This is a genomic window from Pleurocapsa minor HA4230-MV1, from assembly GCA_019359095.1.
In the GTDB taxonomy this organism is placed as follows: Bacteria; Cyanobacteriota; Cyanobacteriia; order Cyanobacteriales; family Xenococcaceae; genus Waterburya; species Waterburya minor.
The window spans coordinates 84,368-108,284 of record JAHHHZ010000023.1; the positions used below are offsets into that span (position 1 = coordinate 84,368).

Sequence of the window (23,917 nt, forward strand, 5' to 3'; positions counted from 1 at the left end):
CCAATAAATTTTGCGAAGTATCTCTAATTCAATAGTTATAAATAGAGGCTCATGAACCTGACACCAATTTGGGGTTCTCTAACCGTATTTATTGTTTGTCCTTTGCTGGGTGGGTTGCCCTTAATTGACTGGCTGACCTATGCTCTTACTGGTCGTCAATTAGGCAAACTAGGCACTGGGAATATTTCAGTATCCGCAGCCTTTTATCATGGCGGTAAAGTAGCTGGTGTGTGCGCTGTACTCTCCGAAGCAGCCAAAGGAATTACTGCGGTTTTCCTCACTAGAGTATTTTTCTCGACAGGTTCAGCTTGGGAAATTATCGCCATTATTGCCCTGGTGATGGGACGTTACTGGATTAGTAAAGGTGCGGGAACAACCAATGCTGTCTGGGGCATTGTGGCTCATGATCCGCTCTCAGCAGGATTAGTCTGGTTGATTAGTCTAGTGGGATTTACAATTATTCGCGATCGCCTCATGGGGAAATATGGTGCTTTAGTATTATTAGTGGTGATGATTGGCTTGCGTCATCCTTACCAACCAGAATATGCTTTTGCTACTTTTGGCTTGGCCTGTTTATTGGGCTGGATCTATCAAAATATCCCCGATGATTTAGATTTGGCTGCCACTACCGATAAATCTAGTCAAAGCAAAATGTTTCGTTTTTTTCAGGGAGACAAAAATATTATTAGTCTAAATAGCAAATTAGATGCCCGCGAAGTCGGGGCAAAAGCGGCCAACTTGTCTCGGCTCAAACGTCAGGGATATGATGTAGCTGAAGGCTGGATCTTACGTCCTGGAGACGATCTAAAAGCCTTGATCCAAAAGCTCGAACCCACAGTTCAAACGCCCCTAATTGTACGTTCTTCAGCAATTGGCGAAGATTCTGAATCAGCTTCCGCTGCGGGACAGTATATTAGTATTCTCAACGTTACCAGTAAAGATCAATTAGAATCAGCCATTATTGATTGCCAGGCTTCCTATCTAGACAGCAGTGCGATCGAGTATCGTCGCCAAAACCAGCAACAAGAGTCATCGATGGCGATCTTAATCCAGCGACAGATTGAGGGTCAATATAGCGGGGTGGCATTTAGTCGCGATCCTGTAAATCAGTTACGAGATACAGTAGCGATCGAGGCATTACCAGGCAAAGCAACCAAAATCGTCTCAGGTAAATATACTCCTCAAAGATATCAGGTGGAGATTTCTCAGACCTCTTCGGCAACTTCATTAGAAGAGCAGACAATTACTGTGATTGCCGAAAAGTCACAGCAGAGTAACGTTATTCCCCAGCACATTATTGAATCGGTAGCACTTTTAGCCAGGGAAATGGAGGATTTATTTGAGGGAATTCCCCAGGATATTGAGTGGACTTATGACGGCACTAGACTATGGCTATTGCAGGTACGTCCTATTACAACCATGCAGCCGATTTGGACGAGACGCATCGCTGCGGAGGTGATTCCTGGCAAAATTCGTCCCCTAACCTGGTCGATTAATCAGCCTTTAACCTGTGGTGTTTGGGGTAAAATCTTTACAATTGTCTTAGGAGATCGCGCTAAAGATTTAAACTTCGAGCAAACTGCTACCCTACACTTTGCTAGCGCCTATTTTAATGCCTCTTTGTTAGGTACGATTTTCCGTCGCATGGGTCTGCCACCCGAAAGCCTAGAATTTCTGACCAGAGGAGCAACATTTAGCAAACCACCCTTGAGTTCGACCGTGAGAAACTTGCCTGGACTCTGGCGACTTTTAAAACGAGAATGGCGCTTAGACACTGACTTTGAGAGCGATCGCGTCAAGCTTTTTCGTCCCATTCTGGCGGCAATTGCCAACCAACCAACCACAGAATTATCATCGACAGAAATTATTGAAAGGATTAATACAATTCTGGGACTACTGGATAAAGCGACCTATTACAATATTCTCGCTCCTCTCAGCTTTGCTATTCGCCAAGGCATGTTTAAAGTTGCCGAAACTGAATTAGATAATAGTCAAGCGCCAGAAGTCATGGCAGTAAGTTATTTAGCCGAAATAGCGACTGAAGCCCGTAAACTTTTAGCCACCGAACAAATCACCTTTGACTCCAGTGCCTCCTTATTTGCTCATATTGCCGAAAATTCCGAAGGGAGCAGCGTCATGGAGCGATTCAATCTCTGGCTAGATCAATATGGCTATTTAAGTGAAGTAGCGACAGACATTGCCGTACCGCGCTGGCAAGATAAGCCTGGTATTCCGCGACAGATGTTTACTCGGTTTTACTTTGATGTCCACGGTGCCAAAATTGCCCAAGCCAAATCTAGTATTTCTTCACAGTCTTGGCAGGCAAAATTAGTCCAAAAAAGATTAGACCTTAAAAGTCAGGTAGGAGAAATATACAACAGACTATTAGCACAATTGCGTTGGGCTTTTCTAGCTTTAGAACAACAGTGGCTGGATTGCGGTTTAATTGCTGAAGCAGGAGACATTTTTCTACTCAAGCTAGAGGAAATTACTACTCTGGTAAACAATAGCGCTCAACATCACCCACTCAAACAAGATTTACCCGAACTAATTCAAACCAGAAAGCAACAGTGGCAAGCAGCAGTAAAATTAAATCCTGTCCCTAAATTAGTTTATGGCAAACCCCAAACCATTACCTGGCAAGCGCCTACAATTAACCTACCCAATCAGATACAGGGTATTGGTAGTAGCTCTGGTCAAATTGAAGGAGTAATCAAAGTTATTTCTAGTCTGCAACAAAGCGATAGCGAAGCGTGGGCTGCGCCCAATCGCATCAATCGCCAAACCATTATCGTTGTTCCCTACACCGACGCTGGCTGGTCACCTCTTCTTGCCCGTGCAGGGGGGTTAATTTCGGAAGTGGGAGGTCGTTTGTCTCATGGTGCGATCATCGCTAGAGAATACAATATTCCTGCGGTTATGGACGTAGATAATGCCATGAACTTATTTCATGATGGCCAATTAGTCAGACTAGATGGTCAGACAGGAATTATCGAAATACTTAACTAATCCTACAATGAACTTAAAGATCATCCTTTGGATACCGTGCCAAAGTGAATAATGATCATGCTTATTTCTCTTTTTGAACTATATTAAAGATTAACTATTATCTTGTTATATGCTTTCTCTGATTATCGTTGTCGCCGTGGTCTTATCTGGTTCGGCCTTTTGTTCTGGGGCGGAAGCGGCAATACTGTCTATTTCGCCGATTAAAGTTAGGCAATTAGCTCAATCTAAAAAACCAGCAGCTTTAGCTCTGGCAAGTATTCGTTTGCATATTACTCGACCCATAGCCACGATTGTTATTCTCAACAATATTTTTAATATTGTTGGCAGTATTCTGGTTGGTAGTCTGACTACGAAGATATTAGGCCTTAAGTGGTTAGGACTCGTGTCGGGAGTTCTCACGTTTTTAATTATTATCTTTGGCGAAATTACACCTAAAACCGTAGGTCAACGCTATGCTGAACCAATCAGTTTATTTGTCGCCATTCCTGTTAAGTTTTTAACCATAATTTTTACGCCCTTAGTGTGGCTAGTTGAACGTGCCACTTCTCCTCTGGTTAAACGTCAGAGCCTACCCACTACTGATGAGGCTGAAATTAAATTTTTAACTAACATCGGTTATCAAGAAGGGGTGATCGAAGACGATGAAGCAGAAATGATTCAGCGAGTATTTCAGCTAAACGACCTCAACGCTTCAGATTTAATGAGTCCGCGTATTATTGTCACTTATCTAAAGGGCGAACAAACCTTAGCTGAATGTCAATCCGAAATTATCAAATCTCAGCATACTCGCATCTTAGTAATTAACGAAACTATTGATGATGTTACGGGTTTGGTGCTAAAAGACGAACTTCTAACCGCTATGATTGAAGGACATGGCGATCGCCAAATTAATACTCTTCAGCGTCCCGCCCATTTTGTTCCTGAAACTAATCGTGCCGATAAACTTCTTAAGGTATTTCAAGAAAACCGCGAACATTTAGCAGTAGTCCTCGACGAATACGGTGGAATGGCAGGAGTTGTCACCCTGGAAGACGTTTTAGAAGTGCTGACAGGAGAAATTGTTGATGAGACTGACCGTAATGTAGATTTACAAGAGATTGCTCGTAAGAAGCGTCTACGCTTACTTAAATCCAGAGGAATTAACAACGAGTCATTAACTTAAACTTACCCTGAATTAGCAATCCCGATAAATAATAAGCAAAACAATTACTTAATTGGCGATCGCCAGCTATATTTCAGCTAAATAATCTGGCGAATTGTTAATCAGAAACTTTTAAGATCTTAATCTAAAAAGTTTTTAAAAAAATCGATTACCTCTAGTAGTAAAATTAATATTAATCTTAGATAAATTTAAGATAAAGATTAGTTTAATTTATTTTTGATGACTTTTATAGATGCTCTTTTGCCATTATGATTATAAAAGTTTTGTTACTACTTATATAATTTAACTTTTAATAAGTAAAATCAAAAATTTTAAACTTTTTTAAGATTTTTTTAACTCACGATCATGTATAGACCCGATCGAGTTCTTACTCAAGAACAGCAAGATCTTTTGCCCACAGAAGAAGATGTTTGCTTTTATGAGTCACACGGCTGGTATATCTCCCCCCCCGTAATTCCTGAAGTCGTAATCGATCGGGCGATCGCTGGTAGCCAAGCATTTTATCAGGGAGCTAGGGATGGAGTGCTTCCCATCGCTACAGGCTATAGCAACTGGAAACCAGAAGACGGCGATATTATCCGCAACAACGAATTTGTCTCACTGCAAAAAGCCGAACTAAAGCAGTTAGCACTTCAACCAGTCATTGGCGCGATCGCCGCTAAATTAGCCAGGACTAGTGAGATTCGGATTTTAGACGATCAACTAGTCTACAAACCTCCTGCTAAGTCGTCGGCAAGAGTTAGTAGCGCGGTGGGGTGGCACAGCGATCGCGCTTACTGGAGTACCTGTAGTTCAGATAATCTTTTGACTGCCTGGATTCCTTTCCACGATTGTGATGAAGCAAGAGGCCCTTTAGTAGTTTTAGACCAAAGTCATCGCTGGCCTGGTTTACAGTCAATGCGCCATTTTAATAATGCTAATTTAAGGGAGCTAATCCAAGAGTTACAAGCAGCAGGCAAACAAGTAGTTGAAATCCCCATGACTCTTAAAAAAGGTCAGGTTAGCTTCCATCACTGCTGGGCAATCCATGGCAGTTATCCTAATCATAGTCAACAGCATCGACAAGCCTTGGCAGTTCATCTTCAGGATCGAGATAATTGTTATCAACCCTACACCAATCCACAGGGCAAAGAAATTCATATTTTCGATGAACAACTCTGTCGTAAGCTAGCCAACGGCGATCCTGATTTTAGCGATCCCCAAGTATTTCCTGTGGTTTGGGTTGCGCCGTAACAGCTGTTTAATTAGACCTCGATGTTAGCTCAAATCAAGCTGAAGCTTATAAAATTTGTAATTTTAAGACCAATTATTATATTAATATCATTTGATCGGCAATGGACATAGTTACTTTAGATGTAAATCATCCTTTGTGGTTGGCAACCCTCGAACAATTGCCTCACGATGTATATCATCTACCAAACTATGTTGCCTTAGATGCTCGACGTACAGAGACTCTTCCCGAAGCATTTCTCTTACAGGATGACGATAAAATATTTTTTGCCCCCTATTTACTCCGTTCTTGTACTGATATTGCAAATTCTTTTGGGGCAGAAGTTTATGACATTATCTCTCCTTATGGTTATCCTGGCATCTTAATGAGTGATGCTGCTGCTAATCATCCAGAATTCCCTGATTTTGCCCTTCAGCAGTTTCTCCACACTTTACAGACCAGAGGAGTATGTTCAGCTTTTCTGCGATTACACCCAATCTTGGGAGAAAATTTTGCCAAAGTTTTTCTGTCAAATCCTTTAATCGAAAATGGTAAAACTGTCTCAATTGATTTGACTTTAGATGAAGCTAAGATTTGGGCAAAAACTCGTAAGGGACATCAAAGTACAATTAATAAATGTCTAAGATTAGGATTTAGTGCCAAAACAGTATCCTTCACCGAATATATCGATGAATTTATTTCTATCTATGAAGAAACAATGAATCGGGTTAAGGCAATAGATATTTATTACTTTAGTCGTGATTACTTTGAAGGGTTATTAAAATTAGGCGAGAAAGTTCACTTAGGGATAGTTGAACTGCAAGGAGAAATTGTCTGTGCTTGCCTATTCTTTGAATCATGTGGCATTGTTCAGGCTCATTTAGGTGGCACCAAGAGTGAGTTTCTCAAGCAGTCTCCTTTTAACTTACTACTACATCAGATGCGACTTTGGGCAAAAGAAAGGGGAAATAAGTATCTACATATTGGCGGTGGCGTAGGTGGCAAGCACGATAATCTCTATACTTTTAAGTCAGGCTTTTCTAAACAGAGACATGAGTTTTTTACATTGCGCTCAGTGGTAGATTTAGAAAAATATAACGACTTACTACAGTTTAGGGCTAAGGCTATCAATAAATCTGTAGAAGAGCTACAGCAGTCCCAGTTTTTTCCCGCCTATCGTGCCAATTAGTAAATAAAGATCCTCCCACGATCCTAATGGTAATTAATTTTTGTAAAGTATCATTGCGACAGGTTTAGTTTTCTGGCTTGATAGGAGTAGCCAAATATCTATCGTGTTTTATAGCTCCTGTATATTTAGCTGGAGCTAAAGATAAGCAAAATTCGATCGCAGTCTTTTAACTAAGGATGAGCTAAATACTTTTGAATTGGGATATCGCACCACCCAAAAACAATTTTTCAGCCAACAAAAGACGATCGACAATAATTATCTTGATTTAGCATCGATTCTTTAGTCTTATTAATAGGAGTAAATCTACACCATGCAAATGCTTAAAAAAATATTCAATTCTGACAATAAATATTATTTAGAATTAGATGAACTGAAAGATTCTGAAGTAGTCCAATCGGCGTTAAAAACGGCGGAAAAGGCAACAGAAGTAGTTAAGGAAAAGGCGGTAGAAATAGCCAAATCTGAGCCAGTACAAGAGGTGGTAAAAACGGCTGAAGAAGCGGTGGAAACTGCCCAGAACAAGCTAGAATCAGCGATCGCTACTCAGGGTAAGCCTGCTCAGACTAAATCTACCAAAGCTACTACCGCCAAGGGAAAAGCGTCAAAAAATGGCAAAGTGACTGAGTCTCAAGCAGTAAAAAAAGAGGTTAAGACTACCCCTCAAAATGGTGCATCATCATTCGAGCCTCCATTTTGGGTTGCAGCAATGAGCAAGACCAACTCAACAAATAATAGTAATGGTCAAATGGCGGAAGCAACCTTTGCTGCTAGCGATAACTTAATGCCTATTACAACTAAATATCGTCGCCGTCCTGGGGGCAGTTTAGCTAAGTTTAAAGCTATGGCTAAAACAGCTAAAACACCCAGAAAATAAGCAGTTATTATTATCAAATTGTTAGCTTCGTTGCTCTGTTATTTGATAGTTAAACAGCGATCGCCGAAGGAAGAATTACCTGCCTCAAGGTATTCTTCCATTTTGATTTTTTCATTAATGATCTTTTGACACGAATTAAAATTCGGGAATTTTCTATCTTTAAGTTTTGCAGGGTAAAGCAATTGCCAGATTAGCGACAAACTTTGTCCCCCTTTCCGATAAGATGAAAGTTGCCGCTTTTTTATTGAAGCTAGCGCTTAGTTTAGTTAGGAAACCCGTCTAATTTAACTAGGCTTTTACATAGTTTGAAACGGGTTATTTAAAAGGAAAAATCAATGAATCAAGAAATTTTTGAAAAAGTAAAAGGCATCGTCGTCGATCAACTAGAAGTAGAAGCCGATCGCGTTACTCCAGAGGCGAGCTTTGCTAATGATTTGGGTGCTGATTCTCTAGACACAGTAGAATTAGTTATGGCTTTAGAAGAAGAATTTGATATTGAGATTCCTGACGAAGCAGCAGAACAAATAGATACCGTCGGCAAAGCAGTTGAGCATATTGCTACAGAGACTGCCGCAGCTTAATTCTCGTCATTCTGTTTAAGGGTGTCGATCGAGGCTGCCAACTTTATTGAAGTAATCGTCAAAAGTGTTCCAGCTTAATCGAGGATGAACATAATCAAGGGCAGCCTGAATCAATAAGTGCTACAGCAAAAGCGTATTAAAGAGCAAAAATGACAAATAGGCAAAACAAGCGGGTTGTAATCACGGGCTTGGGTGCAATTACCCCCATTGGTAAAAATCTAGCGGACTATTGGGATAGTTTATTGCAGGGGCGAAGTGGAGTAGGTGCAGTAACTCTATTTGATGCCTCAGAACACGCCTGTCAAATTGCTGCGGAAGTTAAGAACTTCGATCCTCACGAGTATCTCGATAAAAAAGATGCCAAACGGATGGATCGCTTCGCTCAATTTGGTGTTTGCGCCAGTATACAAGCGATCGCCGATGCCCAACTGGAAATTAATGAGCTTAATGCCGATCGGGTGGGAGTCCTAATTGGTACAGGGGTGGGAGGTCTTAGAGTAATGGAAACTCAAAATGAAAATCTGCTCACCAAAGGGCCCAAAAAAGTAAGCCCCTTCACAATTCCCATGATGATCGCCAATATGGCAGCGGGTTTGACGGCAATTCATACGGGAGCTAAAGGCCCCAATTCTTGCACGGTAACGGCCTGTGCTGCGGGTTCTCATGCCATTGGTGATGCTTTTCGGTTAATTCAGGGAGGCTATGCCGAGGCGATGATTTGTGGAGGCGCAGAAGCGGCAGTGACTCCTCTTTCCTTTGCTGGTTTCAGCTCGGCAAAAGCACTTTCTACTCGTAACGACAGCCCAGAAAATGCTAGTAGACCATTCGATCGCGATCGCGATGGTTTTGTCATGGGGGAAGGTTCGGGGATTTTATTGCTGGAAGAACTCGAACAAGCGCTTAAGCGTGGTGCCAGAATTTATGCGGAGATTGTCGGCTATGGTATGACCTGTGATGCCTATCACATGACCTCTCCTGTACCTGGGGGACAGGGTGCTACTAAAGCGATTGAGCTAGCGTTAGCAGATGGAAATTTAAATCCTAATCAAGTTGATTATATTAATGCCCACGGTACTAGTACTCAGGCTAATGACTCCAACGAAACTAAGGCCATTAAAAAGGCGTTGGGAGAAAGAGCAAGTCAAATCACAGTTAGCTCTACTAAGTCGATGACTGGTCATTTATTAGGTGGTTCTGGGGGAATTGAGGCCGTGGCTACAGTAATGGCGATCGCCAATAATCGAGTTCCACCCACTATTAATCTAGAAAATCTCGATCCAGATTGTGATTTAGACTATGTACCTAATTCTAGTAGAGAGCAGGAAGTAAACGTTGCCCTATCAAATTCCTTTGGTTTTGGCGGTCATAACGTTACTCTAGCTTTTAAAAAATATAGCTAAATCATTCAAATTTATTTTAAGCACAGATCGACGAATTAAAACTCTATAGTTTATGTTTTAATAGCCTCAAGCTAATAGTTAAGCAATTAAATTATTGATTGGCTGCTCACGGGGTGATGAGTCGATCTAAATTTTAAAATTTTAAAAGTGTTGGAACTTGCTAGCCGTTCCGATAGGATGAGAAGATAAACACAAGACTTGACATCAGAACCTTAAAATCTAGTCTGAATCAAAGCTCCTTTAGTAGTGTCCAAGCATACCCAAATTTTTTGTTTGCTCAGTAGTTTATTTATATAACCAATATGGTAGTTGCCACCCAATCAACTAAATCAGTTGAAGAACTTTGTATTAATTCGATTCGTTTTTTGGCAGTAGATGCCATAGAAAAAGCTAGTTCTGGACATCCAGGATTACCGATGGGCGCAGCGCCGATGGCTTTTGTGCTGTGGGATAAGTTCATGCGTTATAACCCGAAGAACCCTAAATGGTTCAACCGCGATCGCTTTGTACTTTCTGCTGGTCATGGGTCGATGTTGCAGTATGCTCTACTCTACCTCGCAGGCTATGATAGTGTCTCCATCGAAGATATTAAGCAGTTTCGTCAATGGGGTTCAAGTACCCCTGGACACCCCGAAAATTTTGTAACATCTGGGATCGAAGTTACTACAGGGCCATTAGGTCAAGGTATTGCTAATGGTGTTGGCTTGGCGCTAGCAGAAGCTCATTTAGCAGCGAAATTTAATAAGCCCGATGCCACTTTAGTCGATCATTACACCTATGTAATTGTGGGTGATGGCTGCAACATGGAGGGTATTTCTGGAGAAGCTTGCTCGTTTGCGGGACACCAAGGATTAGGTAAATTAATTGCCTTTTACGACGACAACCACATTTCGATTGATGGATCGACAGATGTAGCCTTTACTGAAGACGTTTCTAAGCGTTTTGAAGCTTATGGCTGGCACGTATTGCATGTTGAAGATGGGAATACAGATCTAGATGCGATCGCCAAAGCAATTGAAGAAGCTAAATCCGTCACCGACAAGCCAACTATGATCAAGGTGACGACCATTATTGGTTATGGTGCGCCAAATAAGCAAAATACTGGTGGTATTCACGGTTCTGCTTTAGGTGAAGACGAAATCAAGCTCACCCGCGAAAACTTAGGCTGGAACTACGAACCATTTGAAATTCCTGACGAAGCTCTTAGCCATATGCGCAAAGCAGTAGAGCGTGGTGCAGCAGATGAGCAAGCTTGGAATCAGGTAATGTCTGACTATAAAGCTAAGTATCCCCAAGAAGCAGCAGAATTTGAGCGTTTCCTTAGTGGTAAATTACCCGACGGTTGGTCAGATGTCTTACCAACATTTACCCCCGAAGATAAAGGATTGGCAACTCGTAAGTATTCAGAAGGTTGCTTAAACAAATTGGCTCCTGTGGTTACCGAATTGATCGGTGGTTCGGCAGATTTAACCCACTCTAATTTGACTGAGTTAAAAGGCTTTGGCGATTTCCAAAAAGGTGCTTATCAAAACCGTAACATTCACTTTGGTGTACGGGAACATGGAATGGGTGCAATTTGTAACGGAATGGCGCTACACTCTTCGGGATTAATTCCTTATGGTGCGACCTTCCTCATCTTTACCGACTATATGCGGGCGGCAATTCGCCTTTCTGCATTGTCAGAAGTAGGAGTAATTTGGGTCATGACTCATGACTCCATCGGTCAAGGTGAAGATGGGCCAACACACCAACCCATAGAAACTATCGCTTCTTTAAGAGCTATTCCCGACTTGACAGTTATTCGTCCTGCGGATGGCAACGAAGTTTCAGGAGCGTATAAAATTGCGATTGAATACGCTAAACAAAACAAACCAACATTGCTTGCACTATCTCGCCAAGGCGTACCCAACCTAGCAGGTAGTTCCATCGAAAAAACGACTAAAGGTGCTTATGTTCTTTCCTGTGGTTTTGCGCCTGAAGAATTAGATCTAATTTTGATTGGTACTGGTAGTGAAGTACAGCTTTGCGTTGGTGCTGCCGAAAAACTAATTGCTGATGGTAAGAAAGTGCGGGTTGTCTCCATGCCTTCTTGGGAACTGTTTGAAGCTCAAGATCAAGCCTATCGAGATTCAGTACTACCTAAAGTTGCTGCCAAACGTCTTTCTGTGGAAGCGGGAACTAGTTTCGGTTGGCAAAAATACACTGGTAGTGAAGGTGGCTCCGTCAGTATTGAGCGCTTTGGCGCATCCGCTCCTGGTGCTACTGTGATGGATAAATTTGGTTTCAGTGTTGATAATGTCGTCGCTAAAGCCAAAGAAATTATTGGTTAGTTTGAACCCAGTAACATTAGTTTGATTAATTTGATTATTTAGCCCTGTGATTACACAGGGTTTTTTGCTGATTATTTCTAATTATTTTTTGGTTATTTGCCGATCAGTGAACCAGCGCGAGCAAAAGGATAAAATCGCTGAGTAGCCTTGCCGATAATATTCTGACGGGGAACAAACCCCCAGTAATGGCTATCATAGCTATTATTGCGATTGTCACCCAAAACGAAATAAGAATTAGCTGCAACTACTTGAGTTTTGTATTCATAGTTAGGCAAATCTTGAATATAATTTTCCTGTAATGGCCGATCATTAATATATACTTTTCCGTCCTCGATCTGGATTTTATCCCCTGGTAGCCCAATAATGCGCTTAATAAAAGCTTCGTGGTAGTCTTGCTGCTGTAATGCTTCAGTTGGTGAAAAGATAATAATATCTCCTCGTTGAGGTGGACTAAATCGATAAGCCAACTTGTTAATGATCAGGCGATCGTTAACTTGCAAAGTTGGCAGCATTGATTCTGCGGGAATGTATCGAGCTTCAGCGATAAACCCACGGATAAAGAGCGCCAAAAATAGGGGATACAAAAAGATAGCGCCAATTAATCCAGCGATAAATCCGACGATGATTTTTCGCGATCGCTCTCGACGCATCGGAGCAGAAGCATAAGCGTGATATGGAGCAAAGAAGATTAAAAAAATCTGCAATAAGGCTGCAAGTATAGTAATAACAATTGGTATCTGCGGACTAGATACAAAAAAAGTGGCGATAAAAGCAGCAACAAATAGACTACCCAGCAACCATTTTTCGAGATAAGCATGTCCTAATCCAGGAATAAATCCCGATAAAAAAACCCCTAACCAAGCATCTTTATTTTGCTTGCGGGCAGATTCAAACTCTCGCGAATTTCTTCTTCTCGCCGTCTGATGGGCATCAAATAAATTCCAGATTGGTAAGATTGCTAAGGCAATTATTAAGACAGCAATACCGAGCCAATAGTTACCCTTGGAGTTAATCAGCAGCAAAATAGCGATGACGAGCAAAAGAAAATAGCTGAATAAAATAATGTATCCTTTAAGAACCTTTCCCGCATAAATTTGCCCTATACCTGGCAAAAGCTTGGATAAATTAACGGCAAGCCACGGTTCTTTATTGTTTGTTTCTTGAGATGAAGGTTGTTGAGATTGATTCATAAACTCATGCTTATTTAAACTGAGCTAAATTTTATCAAAAAGATTTTAGCTTTTTGTCCAATAAACTTATCTGAACCTTAGCAGTAGCAAGACGTGACGAAAGAGAAGAAATTAATCCTGTTTCTAGTTTGCGATCGCTATTATCAATCATTACTTGGTATAAACTAAAACTGAAAACGGCTGTAAAACTTTAATAGCGCGATCGCACAATAACCATAATCAACCTGAGCTTAATCAGTGATACCCCAACAAGTTAGTAAAAAAGCATACTCAAAAGCAGTTTCTTTAAGTTGTTCGTAACGTCCCGATGCACCGCCATGTCCTGCATCCATGTTGGTTTTTAGCAGTAGTAAATTATTGTCGGTTTTAAGATCGCGCAATTTGGCCGTCCATTTAGCTGGTTCCCAGTAAGCAACGCGAGGATCGTTCAAACCAGCAGTGATTAATAAATGAGGATAGTTTTGAGCTGTGACGTTATCGTAAGGGGAATAGGATTTCATGTAGTCATAGTCAGTTTTTTGTTGGGGATTTCCCCATTCTTCCCATTCAATCACCGTCAGAGGGAGAGATGGATCGAGAATAGTAGTAACTACATCTACAAAAGGAACATCGGCGATCGCAATTTTAAATAAATCGGGACGCATATTCAGCACAGCACCGATTAATAAACCACCTGCACTACCACCATTGATGGCAAGATGTTGGGGAGAAGTCCATTTTGATTGGATTAAATGTTCGGCACAGGAAATAAAATCGGTAAAAGTATTTTTTTTATGTAATAGTTTGCCCTCTTCGTACCATTTGCGTCCTTTTTCCGAACCACCTCTAATATGGGCGATCGCATAAACGACACCGCGATCTAGTAAAGATAGACGAATTGAAGAGAAATACACGGGATAATTTGCCCCATATGAACCGTAAGCAGTTAAGAAGCAAGGATTTGTACTATTTTTCTCCATCCCTTGTTTGTAAACTAGAGAAATAGGGATAGAAGTTCCATCAGAGGCTGTGGCATAGACTCTTTCGCTGACATATTGGGTGCGATCGTAACCTCCTAATACGGGAGTTTCTTTTTTTAATTCTCTTTCTTTGGTATCTAAGTTGTAATCAAAAATAGAGTTTGGAGTTATCAAAGAAGTGTAGCTAAAGCGAAAGATATTGGTGTTGTATTCGAGATTACCCGCATCACCTGCTGAATAAATCGGTTCGGGAAACGAGATATAGTGTTCTTCCCCTGTAGAAAATTTATGTATTCTAAGTTTGGGAACTCCTTCTTCTTGTTCGTAGATAATTAAATGGTCGCTAAAAGCACTAACACCTAAAAGATAAATTTCTTCTCGATGGGGTATTACCGTCTGCCAATTTTCTTTACTAATATTATTAACTGGGGTTTTCATTAATTTAAAATTAATTGCCCCTTCGTTAGTGGTGATGTAAAAATATTCACCGTGATGGGTTAGAGAATATTCAATTCCAGTCGATCGCGGTTGGAAAATTTGGAAAGAACCTGTCGGTTGATTGGCGTCGAGATAATGAACCTCGGATGTCACCATGCTACCCAAACTGAGAATGAGATAAGCATCACTGGCGGTTTTATCAACAGCTAGAAAGTAAGCTTCATCTGTTTCTTGATAGATTAAGACATCATTGTCAACAGCATCTTCTAAGGAATGACGAAATAAGCGATCGGGTCGATTGGCACTATCAACTTTGATATAAAATACAGTCTGGTTGTCATTTGCCCAAACGAAAGAATAATAAGTGTCGGGAATACTTTCGGTATAGACTTCTCTGGTATTTAAATCGAGAAAATAGAGAGTATATTTTTCTGCCCCAGTAGTGTCTATCGAGTAGGCTAAAATTTGATGGTTGGGACTGACAGAAAGTACTCCCACAGCAAAATATTCATGTCCTTCGGCAAGTTGATTTTGGTCGAGTAGTATCTCTTCTGGCGCGTCCACACTACCTTCTTTGCGGCAAAAAATCCCATAAGCTTTGCCTTCTTCTGTACGAGTGTAGTAATAATAATTATCCTTGCGCGAAGGAACAGAAAGATCGGTTTCTTGGATGCGAGATAGCATTTCTTGATAGAGATCTGCTTGCAATGACTCTGTATGTTTCATCATTGCTTCTGTATATTGATTTTCCGCCTCCAAGTAAGCAATGACTTCAGAATTTTCGCGCGTACGTAACCAGTGATAATCGTCGAGCCTTTCATCTCCATGAATCGAGTGGATATGAGCATGTTTTTGGGCGATAGGTGGGGAAAGTTGCTCTCGATCGGTCATTTTGATAGAGTTTTAATTTTTACGAGTTTAATGCGGTCAATTTTTAGTTTAACTCTTTAACTCTTTAGCTCTTTAACCATAAACAATAAGATTCACGGACGATAGAGCCACAGTGGTAAACCATTGGTAGATAGTTCAAATTGAAGTTCATCGATCGCCATACCGATACCTGAGTTGGCTTGACTTCTACCAGGAATCAAGCGATTAATCAAAGGCTTAGGTTCTTCAATATTAAAGCATTCAGTTTTATCGGGGTCTAAGCCAGCTAATTCTGCTGCCCAACGACGGGCATCTTCTTCTGTACCTAAGCGGTCTACTAAACCCAATTCTAGAGCCTGTTCTCCCGTAAATACTCGACCATCAGCAAAGCCTCGGACTATCTCTTCGGCTAACCCCCGTCCTTTAGCTACGGTAGCCACAAACTGACTATAGCTCACATCAATTAGCTGTTGGAGAATTTGTTCTTCGGCTTCAGTAGTCTGGCGATCAAATGCCAGGATATCCTTATAGGGCCCAGACTTAATTACTTTGAAAGAGACCCCCACTTTATCCAAAAGCCGTTCTAAATTATTCCCCCGCAGAATTACGCCAATACTGCCTGTAATTGTGCCTGGATTAGAAACAATATGTTTTGCCCCCACACCAATATAGACTCCACCTGAAGCGGAAATATTACCAAAGCTGGCAACGACCTTAACGTCCTTATCTGACTGTAGTCGTTGCAAAGCGGTAAATATCTCATGAGAATCTGCTACTGTTCCGCCAGGAGAATCGATTCGCAATAGTAGAGCAGGAAACTTCTTCTCTTCAATAGTTTTGAAAGCTTTGAGGACTTGTTTGCGGGTCTCTGAAGCGATCGCACCAGTGATTTCAATGCGCGCAATTTGTTTTTTGGTTTTGTTAAACGGCCAGATCATTAAAAGCTATCTACTGTTTTAAGTTAAAAGGGGACAAGATATCAATACTAACTTAGTCTTGATCTGCCTCCCGTTGAATTTTAACTGATTATTGATTACCTTTAACTGTTGATAATCTAAGTAAGTAATTAGTACTAATCAGCAGATCTTAAATTAAATTATAAGGCGATCGCGATCGCGGTTTACCTATTGTAATCTGAACAGTTTTATATTGCTTTATATTGCCCTACTTCACTAAATCGTTTACTGCTATGCCTAACACAGGAACATTAGAAATTTTTAATTGCTCGACGGCTTTAGTCAATAATGTTGTGTCTATTTTGCCCAAACCTGTAACCAGAATAACTCCATCTGTTTTACCTGCTAAGAGATTAACATCGGCATAGCCAACCAAAGCGCATAAATCATAGATTACTAGATCATAATTACTTTTTAGCTCTTCCATTAGCTTATACATTCCACTAGATGCCAGCAAAAGACTACTTTCATAAGACATCAGTTCATTAAAGCCAGAACTCAAAACAAACAAGTTATCATCAAAGGGTGATTTTTGAATATGTTCTGAAACCAGACTCGGATCATGTTGACTGAGGATGTTTTTTAAACCAATTGCAGATTCTAATCCCAAACTTTCAGTCAAACGTACTTTACTCCGCAAATCTGCATCAACCAATAATACCTTTCTACCCATAGATGCTGTTGCTCGGGCAAGATTAAGGGCAACAGTAGATTTACCCTCTCCAGATACGGCAGAGGTAATGGCAATAGATTTTAAGCTGGTGTCAAATTCTGAATACTTTGACTCAGCAGTAAAATTTAGTAACCCTAAATTGGCTGCAAAAGAACAGAATGCTTCGGTAGAAGAGGAAAGAAAATCTGGAAAGGCTAAGTTGCTTGTATTGTCTGGGTCACGATAGATATCTGAAGCTGGTAGTCGCTTGAAATTTGTTGAACCTTTTGTCGCAGCAAATAACGATAGCTGTTTTCTTTTAGGGGTATAAGGGATATGACCTAAAACAGGTAAATTAGTTATTTCTTCTATTTTGGCAGAAGAATAAATAGTCTTTTGTGTCTTGTCTAGCATTAAAGCTAGACCCACACCTAACAATAATCCCAAACTAGAGCCAAGCAATAAGCGATTGTTAGGACTAATATCGTTGTTTTGTGGTTCTTCCGCAGGTGCTAAAAGTTGCCAGGGAGACTGCTGTTTTGCTGCATCGATCAATAGAGTTTCTTTCTTGCGCGTAAATTCATTAAGCTGAGTTTTAGCTATATCTAGCTCTTGCTGAAATTTAGTATAGTCATTAGAGACTGTTGACCAGTTTTTAAGTTGCGATCGCAACTTAGCTGATTCACTTTGTGCCAGTCGCTGGCGATTTTCTAGAGTTTGAATATCATTAACTAACTTTTGTTGAATTATTTCTGCCGCTTGTTCAATCAAACTAATAATTCTCTGTCTTTCTTCTTTGAGAACTTGAATTTCGGCATTCTGGTCGGAATAAATAGTAGATTTTTGGCTGAGTTTAATGTCAATTTCTCGCAGCTGATTCAGCAGACCTTGATACCTCGGGGTTGCTAAATCAATTGCTGTTGGAGCAGTAGTCGGCTGAGTTGATAGTTCACGTTCTAAATTGCTCAGTTTTAGGCGCATTTGCTGTAATTCGCTGGTTACTCGATCTTGCTCTTGATTGATCAACTGAGTGCGCTCGGCTATTGGCGTGAGAGATACATCAGGATCGATAAAGTTATATTCGTCTCTCAAGCGCTGCATCTTATTTTCTAAGCGCTCAACATCTTTACTGACTTTAGGAATTTGCAAATCTAGGACATCTATTCCTCTTTTGATACCTTCGGAACGGGTATTGGCACTGTAATCTAAATAGGTTTGAGTTAAAGCTTTAATCACGTCCGACACCTGCTGTTTATCAGAATGCTCATAGCTTACCGATAAGACATTTTTTTTGTTTTGGCTATCTCGAATAAATTCCACAGTCAAGTTTTTAACTAACTCTTGATAGTTAAGCTGAGGATATTTTGCCTGCAAAGATTCAACTGCTTTAGACATAGTACTAGGACTTTTAAGGATTTTAAGTTGAATATCGTCAAGCTCAACCTCAGTAATCTTTTCCCGATCTTTAATATAATCGATAGATGTTACTTTGGTTTCTACATTAATTGTTTCTGGTAATAGCTCAAAGCTAGCAACATAAACTGGGGGAAAGAATCTAGGTTTGAAAAAAGCTAAAGCTGTCATTGAAATAGTAATGCTAGCAATAAGAGGCAATCTTCTGACAACCGTAGTAGTTAGGTCAAAATAATTTAAACTTCCTTCAGTATTTTCTACAGTAGGAGAACTTTGAAGATAATAACCTTTTTGATTTTTAAAACTCTGATTCATAGCTTTTATTTATTCTATATTTCAGTACTATTATGTTAATTATTAATACAATTGAATTATATTGATATATTCTATGGCTTTTATTATTCTTTAAAAAGCTATTATTTTGATAGTATTTTTAAAGTTATTACTATAGTAATTAAAACACAAGTTTTTTTAGATGTATATTCATTGATAGTTTATTATTGATAATTAAGCAATAACTTATGTACTATCATATTATCTGTAAATCAATAGAATATATTAATTTGTACTCGTATAACTACGTAAATTTAAGATAATCTAAAATAAACTTTTTGTGATTTTAGATCATTTATATTGAGCATATTTTCAACTAATCTTTATAATTAACTAGCTTTTGATAAATTTTTTGTTGAGTTTGAAACTGGAAATTGACGCTCAGATAAAAAAAAACTATTATCTTAGTTAATGCAAGATTAAAGCATTGTATCTAAGTAATAATCTTGATTAAGATTATTCATAGTATTAGTTTTAAAACTAATTTTGTAAGAACTATTTTTCATTTTGGGCTATTAAAGATAAGTACAGCAAAACTCATCTTATTTACTAGTTATAAAAAAATCAGAAATATTATGATACCGAAGAAAGAAGTAATTGATATTGGTATTACTTGCGTACCTTTCGATGAACAAATGATGCTTATTTTGCGTTGGGCAAAAAGTAGAGCAAGCAAAGCTGTTTGTCTAGCAAATGTTCACATGTTGATGGAGGCACGACGAAATCCCTGGTACCAAGAAGTACTTCATCAAGCTGATTTAGTTACTCCAGACGGTAAGCCTTTAGTAATGATGTTACGTGGCTTGGGAATTATGGAGCAAAACCAAGTTTCTGGGATGAATGTTTTTGAACATCTCTGTGATTCAGCAGAAAAAGCAAATATATCCATTTATTTTTTGGGTTCTACCCCAGAAATTCTGGACAAGATGAAACAGAGAATCTCTAAAGATTATCCTATTCTCAAAATTGCTGGGATGAAATCTATTCCTTTTATGTCGGTTGATGAAATTCGCACCTCAAAAGACGAAGAGCTGATCGAAGAAGTCAACAATAGTGGTGCAGGAATTATTTTTGTCTGTCTGGGGTGTCCTAAACAAGAAGTCTGGATGTCTCAATATAAAGGCTCAATTAAAGGTGTGATGATTGGCGTAGGTGCTGTGTTCGCCATGTATGCAGGAATTACTCCCCGCGCACCCCATCTAGTTCAGGAGGCGGGAATGGAGTGGCTATATCGTCTGGCTCAAGAACCTAGTCGTCTCTGGCATCGATACAGTTCAACTATCCCTCCGTTTATGTATCTTGCTGCTAAGCAACTATTGAATCCAGGTAGTGTCAAGAGTATATTTTCTCAAGCAAATCTCTCTTTAGATATTGAAAATCTAGATTTTTCTCCAGAAAAGATTGGCAAAATTCTCCAAGAGCAAAACCTGTTAAGTACTCAGGAATTAGACCAAGCTTTACTACTACAACAACTAAACCCTAATCTAAAGCTTGGTGAGATTTTAGTCCGCAATAATTCATTGTCTTTACCTCAACTTAAGTTTTATTTAAAAAACCAAAATGTCAAGCTTGGTCAATTATTAGTAGAGAAAAAAATATTGAAAGAAAACAAGCTGCAAGAACTTTTATTATTACAAAGTACTACAGAGCGAAGACTGGGAAGTATTTTAATAGAAAAGAACAATATCTCTAAAGAACAGATAGAGGATATTTTGATTGAACAATATCTAAGACGTAAGGGCTTATTCTTAGCAGATTTAGTAGATTAGATTAATAAAATATGACTAGATAAAAAATTTATAGTACTTTAGCTTACCTTGATTAATTATGGCATTATTACCAAGCAAATAGTAATTCAATGGATTTTTTAGCTTGAATACTTAAAATAATTATGTGCCTAAATTTAAAACTACAGATGTTTAGCTTATCAAGAAAAATAGTTTTAATCAAATTTGAGCAATGAATTTAAAATTTTAAATATATTCTTTCGAGATATTAAAACAATATTTTTATTTGTTTTGATATTAATTAATGCTGTGCCAACTATTTCTCAGATTACATTTTACTATTGAATATTTATTATTTATGATTGCAAACAACATTAAATCCCCTAAAGTTAGTATTGGTATACCTGTATATAACGGAGAAAAATATCTTAAATTAGCTATTGATTCATTAATTAAACAGTCTTTTCAAGATTTTGAGATTATCATTTCTGACAATGCTTCAACAGATAAAACAGAAGAAATTTGCCGTTTGTTTCAATCTCAGGATAAAAGAGTTGTATATCATAGAAATCCTGTCAATATAGGAGCAGCAAGTAACTACAAGAAAGTATTTGAGTTGGCAAAAGGAGAATTCTTTAAATGGATGGCTCACGACGATAAATGTTCTCCTAACTACCTAGAAGAGTGTGTAAAAGTTCTAGAAGATGATCCTAACGTTGTGATGTGCTTTCCTAAATTCGTGCTTATTGACGACAGAGATAACCCTTTTCCTCTGATTGAAAAGAATACTTATATTACTCCAGGAAAAAGGATTATCACTACTAACTTGCAGCGCAATTTTATGTCAGTCCATCCAAGTGAGCGCTATTGGGAGGTTTTGTACCAGACAACCGAATGTTATGAGTTTTTTGGTTTATCTCGTAGAGACATAATTGAAGAAACTTCTCAACATGATGCTTTTTATGGTTCAGATAAAGTGCTTCTTTGTGAACTTGCAGTGATGGGTAAACTTAAGGAAGTTCCGAGTGCGACTGGCTATTTTAGAATTCATAATGAGCAGTCTCAATCACTTAAAAGCTCGAAAGAACGTGCCGAGTGGATTTCACCTAACTTAAACTATGGTGCATTTATGTCCCGGCTTAAATGCCTTCAAGGATATTATCACAGTATATTCGCTTACTCTATTTCTTTGTCTGAAAGAATTAAGTGTTTATGGATATTAATAATATGGTCAATTAATTTAAATAATTGGCAGTCGATACTTTATGAGGTATTACGATGGGACTTCAATACTAGGAAGTCTTTACAAGACACTGTAGGCAAGGCATAAAGCTCTACATCAGCTAAAACGTAACTAGAAAAAGAAAAAGAGGGAGTAGCAAGCTAAATGTATCTGATTTAGTACTCCCATTTTTTGCTTAGGTTAAGCGATAACCTTAAGGAATAGCCTGTTTACACTAATTGAGTTTGAGGGCAATTGTAGCAAAGGTTGGGAGCGTTCTACAAAAGGTTCTGTTGGAAAAAATTGAATTAAACTTTGCGCAGCTAAATTATCAAGGTTATAACTGAAATATACTATTTAATCATAATCCATATTAAGCTTTTTAATCAAAATATTATTTATTTGATTGGTAATTTTGCTAACAAATAAAAGATTGAAATTACTTAAACAAAAAATATTAAAAGGCTTGAATATCTAGTTGATAATTTTGTAAATATGAATGAGTTTATAGCTAAGTTTTTATATGTTACTACAGGAAAACATCGAGCATTGTTAATAATGTTTGGATTGTTTATTATTAGTTCATTTTTAGAAATGGTTGGATTAGGATTAATTGGCCCTTTTTCAGCAATGGTGACCAAGCCAGACTATATTAGTAGTAACGTTTGGCTGCAAAGCTTATATGTCAAATTTTCGATTAATTCATCGGAAATTTTCATACTTTATTTTGGCATATTGACTATTCTTATTTTTTATTTTAAAAGCGCATTATCGTTTTTTACTCAAAAAGCTATTGCCGAATTTTCTCATAGTTTAAAAGGCGATTTATCTTCTAAGTTAATGAAGTCATATTTATCTGCTCCTTACACACTTCACTTAAGTAGAAACTCCGCCGATTTAGTCCAAAGTATCGTTACATTTACGGATCGATTTTGCATTGGTTTAGTTTTATCTTTGCTAACGGCGCTATCAAATGGAGTAGTAATAATTGCTCTAGTTGCTCTATTAGTATCAACTAATGCGGCTGCCTCGTTTGGCATTACGGTGGTACTTTTTATCTCTTTGTTAGTCTTAAATCCCTTAAAAGATAAGTTGGCTTATTGGGGTAAACAGGGGTTTGATGCTGAAGCGGAGATAATTAGAATTCTCAACCATGGGCTAGGTGGACTGAAAGAAACTAGAATAATTGGTTGTGAACCCTACTTTGAAGCTCAAATGAATTGCGCAGCGAAAAAGTATTCTACTAATATGGGTTTGGCTTCTGGTTATTCTAACCTTCCTCGCTACATTGTCGAAGCTGTAATTATTAGCTTTTTGATTGTATTTGCCTTTTTATTTGTTACCTTCAATCAGGATGATAGTCAAAATATTACCTCAATATTTGGGATTTTTGCGATCGCCTCGATTCGTTTGCTACCAGCTACTGGCAATACCATTTCCTGTATCAGCGTGATTCGCTATAACATTCATTCTCTTGATTCTCTATATGCTGAACTGAAAGAAGCAAAAGATTTTGAATTGCAAAACGAAGAATTAAATACTTTGTCTGCACATCATTCTCAACTACAGTCCAAGCTTGCTTTCCAATCGCAGATCACGATTAAGAATTTAGTATACAAATATCCTAATGCCCAGAAGGATACCTTAGATTCCATTAGCTTAACTATTGAAAAAGGTCATTCTATCGGTTTGATTGGTAAGTCAGGATCGGGCAAGACAACTTTGGTAGATGTGTTAATGGGTTTGCTTTCTCCCCAAAGTGGAGATATTTTGGTGGATGGGATTTCGGTTAAAAATCAAGTAAGGGCTTGGCAGAACTTAATTGGCTATGTTCCTCAGTCGATTTTTTTGATTGATGACACTTTAGAGAGAAACATTGCCTTTGGTGTCCCCGATAATCAAATCGATCGCCAGAAAGTTCAAGCAGCGTTACAGGCAGCTCAACTAACCGAGGTAGTTGAAAGACTCCCTATGGGTCTAAATACTGCTGTGGGAGAAAGAGGAGTGTTGCTTTCTGGGGGTCAACGACAAAGAGTGGGGATTGCTCGGGCGCTATATCACGAGAAAGAAATTTTAGTCTTTGACGAGGCAACAGCTGCTTTGGATAACGAAACTGAAAATTTAATTACCGACGCCACTAAGGCGCTTTCAGGCAGTAAGACAATTATTATCATTGCTCACCGCTTGAGTACCATCGAACATTGCGATCGCATCTATCGTTTGGAGCAAGGCTGCATCACCCAGTCGGGTAATTATCAAACCGTAATTTTAGATCAGTAGCTTAGATCTTTTGCAACATCATGGTGCCAAAAATAGATTTTTACCCTAAATCTCCCACAGACCCACCTGAAGGAGCTTATTTTCGAGAATTAAAGGATCTGCAACAACTTCAAATAGAGGCA

15 protein-coding genes are annotated in these 23,917 nt (G+C 38.9%); 11 read left to right on the forward strand and 4 right to left on the reverse strand.

The genetic code is table 11. The features are described from left to right. Window positions 1–51 precede the first annotated feature (51 nt). The 8 genes from KME09_14975 (at window position 52) to tkt (ending at window position 11,755) form a co-directional block, all read left to right on the forward strand. Window positions 52–3,009 carry a glycerol-3-phosphate acyltransferase gene (locus KME09_14975; GenBank protein MBW4535236.1) on the forward strand — a complete coding sequence of 986 codons (2,958 nt, stop codon included), beginning with the start codon at window positions 52–54 and terminating at the stop codon, window positions 3,007–3,009. Window positions 3,010–3,118: 109 nt separating this feature from the next. Next, window positions 3,119–4,171, forward strand: coding sequence for a hemolysin family protein (locus tag KME09_14980; GenBank protein ID MBW4535237.1), 1,053 nt, complete (start codon window positions 3,119–3,121; stop codon window positions 4,169–4,171). Between the two features lie 345 nt (window positions 4,172–4,516). Beyond that, entirely contained in the window at window positions 4,517–5,404 is an 888-nt protein-coding gene (locus KME09_14985; protein ID MBW4535238.1) for a phytanoyl-CoA dioxygenase family protein, read from the forward strand. A 101-nt stretch (window positions 5,405–5,505) separates the two neighbouring features. Then, window positions 5,506–6,570: a GNAT family N-acetyltransferase gene (locus KME09_14990; protein MBW4535239.1), complete on the forward strand. Its 1,065-nt coding sequence runs from the start codon at window positions 5,506–5,508 to the stop codon at window positions 6,568–6,570. A 310-nt stretch (window positions 6,571–6,880) separates the two neighbouring features. Then, entirely contained in the window at window positions 6,881–7,444 is a 564-nt protein-coding gene (locus KME09_14995; protein MBW4535240.1) for a hypothetical protein, read from the forward strand. 335 nt (window positions 7,445–7,779) lie between these two features. Beyond that, window positions 7,780–8,025: an acyl carrier protein gene (gene acpP / locus KME09_15000; protein ID MBW4535241.1), complete on the forward strand. Its 246-nt coding sequence runs from the start codon at window positions 7,780–7,782 to the stop codon at window positions 8,023–8,025. A 149-nt stretch (window positions 8,026–8,174) separates the two neighbouring features. Further along, window positions 8,175–9,425 (forward strand): beta-ketoacyl-ACP synthase II, encoded by a 1,251-nt coding sequence (gene fabF / locus KME09_15005; protein ID MBW4535242.1) that lies wholly within the window; start codon window positions 8,175–8,177, stop codon window positions 9,423–9,425. A 302-nt stretch (window positions 9,426–9,727) separates the two neighbouring features. Next, a complete protein-coding gene (gene tkt, locus KME09_15010; GenBank protein MBW4535243.1) occupies window positions 9,728–11,755 on the forward strand; it encodes a transketolase in 2,028 nt (675 codons plus the stop codon). Window positions 11,756–11,847: 92 nt separating this feature from the next. Here the strand turns inward: tkt and lepB are convergent, their stop codons facing one another. From lepB to KME09_15030, 4 genes are all read right to left on the reverse strand, one after another. Further along, the gene (lepB, locus tag KME09_15015) at window positions 11,848–12,405 is read right to left on the reverse strand and encodes a signal peptidase I (GenBank protein ID MBW4535244.1); all 558 of its coding nucleotides are present in this window, start codon (window positions 12,403–12,405) and stop codon (window positions 11,848–11,850) included. A 770-nt stretch (window positions 12,406–13,175) separates the two neighbouring features. Beyond that, window positions 13,176–15,233, reverse strand: coding sequence for a S9 family peptidase (locus KME09_15020; GenBank protein ID MBW4535245.1), 2,058 nt, complete (start codon window positions 15,231–15,233; stop codon window positions 13,176–13,178). 92 nt (window positions 15,234–15,325) lie between these two features. Next, window positions 15,326–16,150 (reverse strand): signal peptide peptidase SppA, encoded by an 825-nt coding sequence (gene sppA / locus KME09_15025; protein MBW4535246.1) that lies wholly within the window; start codon window positions 16,148–16,150, stop codon window positions 15,326–15,328. A gap of 226 nt (window positions 16,151–16,376) precedes the next feature. After that, complete coding sequence (locus tag KME09_15030; protein ID MBW4535247.1) at window positions 16,377–18,548, reverse strand: AAA family ATPase; 2,172 nt, start codon at window positions 18,546–18,548, stop codon at window positions 16,377–16,379. A gap of 593 nt (window positions 18,549–19,141) precedes the next feature. On the opposite strand from KME09_15030, the gene KME09_15035 reads away from it, so the two are divergent. The 3 genes from KME09_15035 to KME09_15045 all read left to right on the forward strand — a co-directional run bounded on the left by KME09_15035 (window position 19,142) and on the right by KME09_15045 (window position 23,795). Next, entirely contained in the window at window positions 19,142–20,335 is a 1,194-nt protein-coding gene (locus KME09_15035) for a WecB/TagA/CpsF family glycosyltransferase (protein MBW4535248.1), read from the forward strand. 316 nt (window positions 20,336–20,651) lie between these two features. Continuing rightward, a complete protein-coding gene (locus KME09_15040; GenBank protein MBW4535249.1) occupies window positions 20,652–21,623 on the forward strand; it encodes a glycosyltransferase in 972 nt (323 codons plus the stop codon). Between the two features lie 387 nt (window positions 21,624–22,010). Then, the gene (locus tag KME09_15045) at window positions 22,011–23,795 is read left to right on the forward strand and encodes an ABC transporter ATP-binding protein/permease (GenBank protein ID MBW4535250.1); all 1,785 of its coding nucleotides are present in this window, start codon (window positions 22,011–22,013) and stop codon (window positions 23,793–23,795) included. Window positions 23,796–23,917 lie beyond the last annotated feature (122 nt).

What these genes read in the sequence shown, in the direction of transcription:
- KME09_15040 (MBW4535249.1), top strand. Translation starts at nt 20,652, where the DNA reads ATGATTGCAAACAACATTAAATCCCCTAAAGTTAGTATTGGTATACCT.
- tkt (MBW4535243.1), top strand. Translation starts at nt 9,728, where the DNA reads ATGGTAGTTGCCACCCAATCAACTAAATCAGTTGAAGAACTTTGTATT.
- KME09_14985 (MBW4535238.1), top strand. Translation starts at nt 4,517, where the DNA reads ATGTATAGACCCGATCGAGTTCTTACTCAAGAACAGCAAGATCTTTTG.
- sppA (MBW4535246.1), bottom strand. Translation starts at nt 16,150, where the DNA reads ATGATCTGGCCGTTTAACAAAACCAAAAAACAAATTGCGCGCATTGAA.
- KME09_15020 (MBW4535245.1), bottom strand. Translation starts at nt 15,233, where the DNA reads ATGACCGATCGAGAGCAACTTTCCCCACCTATCGCCCAAAAACATGCT.
- KME09_15045 (MBW4535250.1), top strand. Translation starts at nt 22,011, where the DNA reads ATGAATGAGTTTATAGCTAAGTTTTTATATGTTACTACAGGAAAACAT.
- KME09_14980 (MBW4535237.1), top strand. Translation starts at nt 3,119, where the DNA reads ATGCTTTCTCTGATTATCGTTGTCGCCGTGGTCTTATCTGGTTCGGCC.
- KME09_14995 (MBW4535240.1), top strand. Translation starts at nt 6,881, where the DNA reads ATGCAAATGCTTAAAAAAATATTCAATTCTGACAATAAATATTATTTA.
- lepB (MBW4535244.1), bottom strand. Translation starts at nt 12,405, where the DNA reads ATGCGTCGAGAGCGATCGCGAAAAATCATCGTCGGATTTATCGCTGGA.
- KME09_14975 (MBW4535236.1), top strand. Translation starts at nt 52, where the DNA reads ATGAACCTGACACCAATTTGGGGTTCTCTAACCGTATTTATTGTTTGT.
- KME09_15030 (MBW4535247.1), bottom strand. Translation starts at nt 18,548, where the DNA reads ATGAATCAGAGTTTTAAAAATCAAAAAGGTTATTATCTTCAAAGTTCT.
- KME09_14990 (MBW4535239.1), top strand. Translation starts at nt 5,506, where the DNA reads ATGGACATAGTTACTTTAGATGTAAATCATCCTTTGTGGTTGGCAACC.
- fabF (MBW4535242.1), top strand. Translation starts at nt 8,175, where the DNA reads ATGACAAATAGGCAAAACAAGCGGGTTGTAATCACGGGCTTGGGTGCA.
- KME09_15035 (MBW4535248.1), top strand. Translation starts at nt 19,142, where the DNA reads ATGATACCGAAGAAAGAAGTAATTGATATTGGTATTACTTGCGTACCT.
- acpP (MBW4535241.1), top strand. Translation starts at nt 7,780, where the DNA reads ATGAATCAAGAAATTTTTGAAAAAGTAAAAGGCATCGTCGTCGATCAA.